This window comes from Streptacidiphilus carbonis (genome assembly GCF_000787775.1).
In the GTDB taxonomy this organism is placed as follows: domain Bacteria; phylum Actinomycetota; class Actinomycetes; order Streptomycetales; family Streptomycetaceae; genus Streptacidiphilus; species Streptacidiphilus carbonis.
The window spans coordinates 35,692-43,590 of record NZ_BBPM01000015.1 but is presented as its reverse complement, the minus strand read 5'-3'; the positions used below and the strand labels follow the sequence as shown (position 1 = coordinate 43,590).

Below are 7,899 nucleotides of genomic sequence, written 5' to 3'. Positions count from 1 at the left end.
ACAGCGCATGAGGCAGCACAGCACCCCCGTCCGCAGGGTCGCGTCGGCCCCGCCGGTCCGTCCGGCGCGCCCGGTCCGGCGGAGGGCCCGCTTCGCCGCGGCCGCCTCGCTGGCCGCGTGCGCCGCGGTGCTCGCGGTCGCGCTCAGCGGCTGCGGGATCCGCGACACCGCCGTCCCGGTCGACGCGGGCGACCCGGCGTCACGAACCGCCTGCCCGCCCGGACCCAGCGCCGCGCTGACCGCGCTGGAGAACGACGCCAGCCTGGTCCCGTCCGCCGCGCCGACCAGGCTGTGGCCGCCGATGACCAAGGAGGAGCAGGACAGTGCCGCCGCGGCCGCGTCCTCGGCGCGGGCCGCTGCCGCCGCCTCGGCCAAGGCGGCGGCCCGCGCCGGGCTGACCCCCTCCGCCTCCGCCACCGAGTCCGACGGCACCCTCTCCTGTCTGCACCCCAGCGGCTCCTCCGGCTGAGCAGACCCCGTACCCCGCCGGGCGGACCCGGGCAGCACCCGTTCGTGGGAACAGTGGAACCGAGACCGACCAGAGGCGCGTCCTCCCCGGCGTGCAGCAAGGAGACACCGGCGTGCGAACCGGTATCGACAAGCGGTCCCCGACGGAGGGCGCCGTCGGCGACCCCTCCGCTGTGCACCGCAACGCACGGCGTCTCGGCCTGCTGCTGCTCGCGGTCCACCTCGGGCTGGTGCTGTGGTCCGCGTTCCAGCCGGTGTCCGCGGCCTGGATGGCGGACAGCAATCTGACGCCGTTCGCCACCGTCCGCTCCGAGTTGAGCGCCGGCACCGCGCACGCCTACCTGGAACTGCTGCGGGGCCTGCTGCTGCTGGCTCCGCTGGGCGTGCTGCTGCCGCTCGCTGGCGGGCGGCTGTACGCGTCCACGCTGTCGTCGTTCATCCGCACCGGGTTCGCCGCGGTCCTCGTCGCGACCGGGCTGGAAGTACTGATGTCCACCATGACCAGCCATCTGCTGGACGTGGACGATGTGCTGCTGGCGGGCGTCGGCGTCGCGCTCACCCACCTCGCCGTCGTCCCGGCCGCAAGGGCCGCACTGCGCCGCAGGCACCGCAACCACGGGAGCGGCGGGAACGGCGGGAACGGCGGCGGTCCCCGGGGGTCGCTGAACCCCTTCGAGATCGCCCACCTGGCACCCTGACCCGCGGTCGGCGCGACCGGGCGGGGACTCCGGCTCAGGGTCGGACCCGGAGAGCACCCCGAGACCGGGGTCATCCCGGAGCGGGGCCGGGCCAGGGCCGGAATCGTCGAGGCGGCTGAGGAATCCGGCGCTGCGGGGCAGGAGGCTGGTAGCAGAGAACGACGGGGCCCCGCAGCGGGGAACCGAGCACCGGCCAACGGAGATCTGCCATGAGCGCCATCGCCACCACCCTGTCCCGTCCCCGCCACAACCGCGTCATCGCCGGTGTCTGCGCCGGTATCGCCGAGCGGTTCGGCCTCACCCCGTGGACCGTGCGGGTGCTGTTCCTGCTGTCCTGCCTGCTGCCCGGGCCGCAGTTCCTGGTCTACCTGGCGCTCTGGCTGCTGCTCCCCCAGTCCGCCTGACCGCCCGCCGCGCGCGAAGCGTGAGGCCGGCGCAGCGTACCGACGCGAAGGGCCGGGCCCGACCACCGTGACGGTGGCGGGCCCGGCCCTTTCGCTGCGTACGGCGCGGGGCGCGCGGCGCCGTGTCAGCCCAGCGGGGTGTGCACCGGCAGCGCGGAGGTCGCCTGGCCGAGGCCCGACTGCACCGAGCCGGTGGCCGTGCCGACGCCCGGCAGGCTGTTCAGGCTGCCGGCCACCGGCAGGGCCGAGGTGGAGACCGGCAGACCGTCACGGGTCTGCGGGGCGGCCGAGCGGACGCTGGGCAGCGTCGCGTTCTGGGTGGCGTTCTGCACCGAAGGCGCAGCGCTGTTGACCAGGCCCTGCGCCGTGCCGGTCACCGCGTGCACGCTGCCGTTCGGCGAGGAGAGCACCGACTGGCCGTCCGAGACCGGTCCGGCAGCCAGTCCCTGCAGCGGGACGTTGTCGGCCGCGCCGAGCGCGCCGCCGAGTCCGTCCGCGGCAGCCGGGGTCACGGCAGCCGCCGCCAGCGCGGCACCCAGCACGGCGGTTCCGGCGGCCTGGAGCATTGCCTTCTTCATGAGCTGATTCCTCGTGTCCTCGGGTGGGGACGGCGGCGAACCGGGTCAACGGCATCGCATCGACGGTTACGCCACGTGTCCGACTGGCCGCCAAACGTATCCACGAGGTGACAACACGCCCAAATCCCCGTCCCCCGATCGGCCTAACCCGATGTCAGTGAGCCAGTCGGGACGCCGATCGGGACGCCGATGGGAGGCCGTTGCGGACGCCGGTGGGGACGCCGATCAGACGGTCTCGGCGGCGACTTTCTCGTAGCCGGGCTTGATGACCTCGTTGATCAGCGCCAGCCGCTCGTCGAACGGGATGAAGGCCGACTTCATCGCGTTGATGGTGAACCAGCGGAGGTCGTCCAGGGTGTAGCCGAAGGCCTCCACCAGGTGTTCGAACTCGCGGCTCAGGCTGGTGCCGGACATCAGCCGGTTGTCGGTGTTGACCGTCACCCGGAAGTGCAGTCGGCGCAGCAGTCCGATCGGGTGCTCCGCGTAGGAGGCGGCGGCGCCGGTCTGCAGGTTGGAGGTGGGGCACATCTCCAGCGGCACCCGGCGGTCGCGGACGTACTCGGCGAGCCGGCCGAGCTTGACGACGCCGTCCTGGGCGACGGAGATGTCGTCGATGATGCGCACGCCGTGGCCGAGCCGGTCGGCGCCGCAGCACTGCAGCGCCTCCCAGATGGACGGCAGGCCGAAGGCCTCGCCGGCGTGGATGGTGAAGTGGTTGTTCTCCCGCTTGAGGTAGTCGAAGGCGTCCAGGTGCCGGGTCGGCGGGTGGCCGGCCTCGGCGCCGGCGATGTCGAAGCCGACGACGCCCAGGTCGCGGTAGCGGTTGGCCAGCTCGGCGATCTCCCGGGAGCGGGCGGCGTGCCGCATCGCGGTGAGCAGGGTGCCGATGCGGATCCGGTGGCCTTCGGCGGCGGCGCGGGCCTCGCCGAGGCGGAAGCCCTCGTTGACGGCCTCGACCACCTCGTCGAGGGTCAACCCGCGCTCAAGGTGCTGTTCGGGGGCGTAGCGCACCTCGGCGTAGACGACGCCGTCGGCGGCCAGGTCCTCGGCGCAGTCGGCGGCGACGCGGATCAGGCCCTCGCGGGTCTGCATGACCGCACAGGTGTGCGCGAAGGTCTCCAGGTAGCGGACCAGGGAGCCGGAGTCGGCGGCGTCGCGGAACCAGACGCCGAGGGCGGCCGGGTCGGTGGTCGGCAGGCCGTCGTAGCCGATCCCGGCCGCGAGTTCGACGATCGTCTCGGGGCGCAGCCCGCCGTCGAGGTGGTCGTGCAGCAGGACCTTGGGGACGCGGCGGATCTGGTCCGCGGTGGGGACGCCGGGGGCATCCGCGGTGGGGACGCTGGGGGGAAGGGTGCTCTCCATCACCCAACGATAACTCCTACGCGCGTAGATGGAGGTGAATTTCAGGTCTCAGCTGTGCAGCGGCAGCCGCTCGCGCGCGGAAAGCACGTATGTGCGAAAGGCCTCGGCCGGCGGGGTGAGCGCGCGGCCGGTGACCCATGCCAGCGCGATCTCCCGGCGTGCGCCGGGCGAGGACAGCTGCAGTTCCGCGACATCGGGCCGGGGGGCCGTGGCCGGCGGCAGCACCGCGACCCCCAGCCCGGCCGCGACCAGCCCGCGCAGGGTCTCGGCCTCCTCGCCCTCGAACGACACCCGGGGCGTGAACCCCGCCTCCGCGCACAGCGCGTCGGTGATCCGACGCAGGCCGTACCCGGGCTCCAGGGTGACGAAGGCGTCCTCGGCCACCTCGCCGAGCCGCACCCGCTGCCGCGAGGCGAGCCGGTGGTCGGCGGGGACGACCAGCCGCAGCCGCTGCTCGCCGAGCCGGCGCGAGGTCAGCTCGGGTCCTTCCGGACGCGGCGAGACGACGCACAGGTCCAGCTCGCCCTCGCGCAGCCGCTGCAGCATCGAGTCGGTGTAGTCCTGCACCAGTTGGAAGCGCACCTTCGGGAAGTCCGCCCGGAAGCCGCGGAGCAGCGCCGGCACCGCCTCCGACCCCATGGTGTGCAGAAAGCCGAAGGCGACCCGGCCGCCGACCGGGTCCGCCTCGGCCCTGGCCGCCTCGGCCCCGCGCTCGACCTCGGCGAGGGCCCGCTCCACCGCCGCCAGGAAGATCCGCCCGGCCCGGGTCAGCCGCACCGTACGCCCCTCACGGGCCAGCAGTGCGACGCCCAGTTCGTGCTCGACCCTGGCCACCGCCCTGCTGAGGGTCGGCTGCGGCATCGCCAACTCGGCTGCGGCGCGTGTCACGTGCTCCACCCGGGCGACGGCGGCGAACTGCGCCAGCAGCGGCGCGAGCAGCACGGCCGCCGCCTCCGGCGCCAGCTCGGCAGCGCCGCCGACGGTCATGTCTTCTGCGTCACGCAGGTGTTTCCGCCCCATCGCTGACCTCCGCTCATACCCTGCCGCATCAATCATCCGGCTTCCATGCATTGGACGCATCAGCGCCCGCTGCCTAGATTCTCAGGTATGCCGCCCGCCACTAGCGGGGCATCCGAGCAATCGTCGCCGGGTGCCCTCATCTCGCCGTCCCCCGCCGCCACCACGATCGGTGCCGGTGCGCCGGACCTGCGCCACCTCCCGGGCAGCCGGGGCCTGCGGCGCACCCAGCTCGCCCTCTTCGGCGCCGGGCTCGCGACCTTCCTGCTGCTCTACTCCACCCAGGCACTGCTGCCGGCGCTCTCCGCCTCGCTGCAGCTGACGCCGGGTCAGGCCAGCCTCACCGTCTCCGCCGCCGCGATCGGCCTGGCCCTCGCGGTGATCCCGGTGAGCGCCCTGTCCGAACGCTACGGGCGCACCGCCGTGATGACGGCCTCCGTCTTCACGGCCGCCGCCATCGCCCTGGTACTGCCCTTCGCCCCCGACCTCGGCACCCTCACCGCCCTGCGCGCCCTCCAGGGCATCGCCCTGGCCGGACTCCCGGCGACGGCGATGGCCTATCTGGCGGAGGAGGTGCACCCCACCGCGCTGGCCTCGGCCATGGGCCTGTACGTGGCCGGCAACAGCATCGGCGGCATGAGCGGGCGGCTGATCTCCGGCATGGTCGCGGGCTCCTACGGCTGGCGCTGGGGGCTGGCCTCGGTGGCGATCCTCTCGCTGCTCTGCGCGGTGGCCTTCCGCGTGCTCATCCCCAAGGCCCGGCACTTCCGCCCCGGACCGATCAACCCGGCGGCGCTGCTCGGCACCGTCACCTCGCACCTGCGCAACCCGCTGCTGGGATGGCTGTTCGCACTGGGACTGCTCTTCATGACGGTCTTCGGCGCGGTCTACACGGTGATGGGCTACCGCCTCGTCGCGGCCCCGTTCGGGCTGTCGCAGGGGCTGGCCAGCTCCATCTTCGCGGTCTACATCGTCGGCACCTTCGCCTCCGCGGTCTCGGCCAAGGTCACCGGCCGCCTCGGGCGCCGGGGCACCCTCTACCTCGCCATCGGCACCACCTCGGCGGGCCTGCTGCTGACCCTGCCGAACTCGCTCCCGCTGGCCCTGCTCGGCCTGGTCCTGATCACCGCGGGCTTCTTCACCGGCCACTGTGTGGCCTCCGCGTCGGTCGGCCGCACGGCCACCCACGGGCGGGCCCAGGCCTCCGCGCTCTACCTCGCCGCGTACTACCTGGGCAACAGCCTCGGAGGGACCGTCGGCGCCGACGCCTACCACGGCGGCGGGTGGTCCGCAGCGGTGCTGGTGGCCCTCGCGGCGATGGCCCTGGCGGCCGGCGTCACCCTCTACGGCACCGTGACCTCACGGAAGCGGCTCGTCGTCCACCCGGCCTGACGGTGCGGCGTGTGCCTGGCTTGTCGCGCAGTGCCCCGAGCCCCTGGGGGTCTGCAACTGGCCCAGTTGCACCAGACAGGGGCGCGGGGCACTGCGCGAACATCATCCATGCACACGCCGCACCCGCCCTACTGCGTCAGGCGATGCGGTCCAGAACGATCGGGGACGGCTCGAACGCCGTTCCGGCCGGGGCGACGGTGATGCCGGTGGCCAGGGCCTCCAGCGCGTAGTCGAAGCGCTCAGGGGTGTCCGTGTGCAGGGTGAGCAGCGGCTGACCCGCCGTCACCTGGGCGCCGGGCTTCGCGTGGATCTCCACGCCCGCCCCCGCCTGCACCGGGTCCTCCTTCCGCGCGCGCCCCGCGCCCAGCCGCCAGGCGGCAACGCCGACGGCGTAGGCGTCGAGCTCGGTGAGGACGCCGGAGGCACCGGCGGTGAGGACGTGCTGCTCGCGGGCGACCGGCAGCGGGGCGTCCACGTCGCCGCCCTGGGCGGTGATCATGCGGCGCCAGTGGTCCATCGCGGAGCCGTCCTTGAGCGCCGTCTCCGGGTCCTTGCCACCGGCGACTCCCGCCGCCGCCAGCATCTCCCGGGCCAGGGCCAGGGTCAGCTCGACCACGTCCGCCGGTCCGCCGCCGGCCAGCACCTCCACCGACTCGCGGACCTCCAGCGCGTTCCCGGCCGTCAGGCCCAGCGGGGTGGACATGCCGGTCAGCAGTGCGACGGTGTTGACGCCCGCCGCCTTGCCCAGGCCGACCATGGTGCGGGCGAGCTCCTGGGCGTCCGTCAGGTTCTTCATGAAGGCGCCGGTGCCGACCTTGACGTCCAGCACCAGTGCGCCGGTGCCCTCGGCGATCTTCTTCGACATGATCGAGGAGGCGATCAGCGGGATCGCCTCGACCGTGCCGGTCACGTCGCGCAGGGCGTAGAGTTTCTTGTCGGCCGGGGCCAGCCCGTCCCCCGCCGCGCAGATGACCGCGCCGGCCTCGCGCAGGACGTGCATCATCTCGTCGTTGGAGAGCAGCGCGCGCCAGCCGGGGATGGACTCCAGCTTGTCCAGGGTGCCGCCGGTGTGGCCGAGGCCGCGTCCGGACAGCTGCGGAACGGACGCGCCGCAGGCGGCGACCAACGGGGCCAGCGGCAGCGTGATCTTGTCGCCCACACCGCCGGTGGAGTGCTTGTCCGAGGTCGGCATCGGCAGCGAGGAGAAGTCCATCCGCACGCCGGAGCGGATCATCGCGTCGGTCCAGCGGCTGATCTCGCGCAGGTTCATGCCGTTGAGCAGGATCGCCATGGCGAGGGCCGACATCTGCTCGTCGGCGACCTCGCCGCGGGTGTAGGCGTCGATGACCCAGTCGATCTGGCTGTCGGTCAGCTCGGCGCGGTCGCGCTTGGCGCGGATGACGGAGATGGCATCCATGGGAATCTCCAAGGGAGGGAGCGAAAGAACAACAAGAGGAGAGGAACAGAGAGCAGTGGCGCGGTACGGGGTGCCCGTACCGCGCCACTCTACGCGCGTTGCGTGTGCCAGCGGGAGGCCTGCCGCGAGGTCAGAGCCGCTCGGGGCCGAACGCTTCGGGGAGCAGTTCCGCCAGCGGGCGGATCCCGGAGACCGACTCCACCAGCAGCCCCGCGCCGCCGTGCTCCCAGAGCAGTTGCCGGCAGCGGCCGCACGGCATCAGCGCTGAGCCGTCGCCGTCGCAGCAGGTGAAGGCGACCAGACGGCCGCCGCCGGTGGCGTGCAGCGCCGAGACCAGTCCGCACTCGGCGCAGAGCCCGAGCCCGTACGAGGCGTTCTCGACATTGCAGCCGCTGACGATCCGTCCGTCGTCGACCAGCGCCGCGGCCCCGACCGGGTACTTGGAGTACGGGGCGTAGGCGCGGCCCATCGCCTCCTTGGCGGCCGCGCGCAGCCTGTCCCAGTCGATGCCGTTCCCAGCGTCGGTGTCGGTGTCGGTGTCGGTGTCGGTGCCCATCGCGGTG

The 7,899-nt window shown here is 73.3% G+C and carries 8 protein-coding genes and 1 pseudogene; 4 read left to right on the top strand and 5 right to left on the bottom strand.

The window, feature by feature from the left end:
* From TR46_RS43080 to TR46_RS14020, 3 genes and pseudogenes are all read left to right on the top strand, one after another.
* A pseudogene (locus TR46_RS43080) lies at nucleotides 1–469 on the top strand (hypothetical protein); the annotation flags it as partial.
* Between the two features lie 112 nt (nucleotides 470–581).
* Entirely contained in the window at nucleotides 582–1,166 is a 585-nt protein-coding gene (locus TR46_RS14025) for a VanZ family protein (RefSeq protein ID WP_052432786.1), read from the top strand.
* Between the two features lie 209 nt (nucleotides 1,167–1,375).
* Entirely contained in the window at nucleotides 1,376–1,570 is a 195-nt protein-coding gene (locus tag TR46_RS14020; RefSeq protein ID WP_201776404.1) for a PspC domain-containing protein, read from the top strand.
* Nucleotides 1,571–1,695: 125 nt separating this feature from the next.
* On the opposite strand, the gene TR46_RS14015 is transcribed toward TR46_RS14020, so the two are convergent.
* From TR46_RS14015 to TR46_RS14005, 3 genes are all read right to left on the bottom strand, one after another.
* A complete protein-coding gene (locus TR46_RS14015) occupies nucleotides 1,696–2,148 on the bottom strand; it encodes a hypothetical protein (protein ID WP_042399641.1) in 453 nt (150 codons plus the stop codon).
* Nucleotides 2,149–2,373: 225 nt separating this feature from the next.
* A complete protein-coding gene (locus tag TR46_RS14010; RefSeq protein ID WP_042399638.1) occupies nucleotides 2,374–3,510 on the bottom strand; it encodes an adenosine deaminase in 1,137 nt (378 codons plus the stop codon).
* 48 nt (nucleotides 3,511–3,558) lie between these two features.
* A complete protein-coding gene (locus TR46_RS14005) occupies nucleotides 3,559–4,497 on the bottom strand; it encodes a LysR family transcriptional regulator (RefSeq protein WP_042399637.1) in 939 nt (312 codons plus the stop codon).
* Between the two features lie 120 nt (nucleotides 4,498–4,617).
* Between TR46_RS14005 and TR46_RS14000 the strand changes: the two genes are divergently transcribed.
* On the top strand, nucleotides 4,618–5,919 hold the full coding sequence (locus tag TR46_RS14000; protein ID WP_042399634.1) for an MFS transporter: 1,302 nt from the start codon (nucleotides 4,618–4,620) through the stop codon (nucleotides 5,917–5,919).
* 136 nt (nucleotides 5,920–6,055) lie between these two features.
* On the opposite strand, the gene TR46_RS13995 is transcribed toward TR46_RS14000, so the two are convergent.
* Together TR46_RS13995 and TR46_RS13990 are read right to left on the bottom strand one after the other, a co-directional pair.
* Nucleotides 6,056–7,342, bottom strand: a complete 1,287-nt coding sequence (locus TR46_RS13995; protein ID WP_174505122.1) for a thymidine phosphorylase — start codon at nucleotides 7,340–7,342, stop codon at nucleotides 6,056–6,058.
* 124 nt (nucleotides 7,343–7,466) lie between these two features.
* Nucleotides 7,467–7,892, bottom strand: a complete 426-nt coding sequence (locus TR46_RS13990) for a cytidine deaminase (RefSeq protein WP_042399628.1) — start codon at nucleotides 7,890–7,892, stop codon at nucleotides 7,467–7,469.
* Nucleotides 7,893–7,899: the final 7 nt, after the last annotated feature.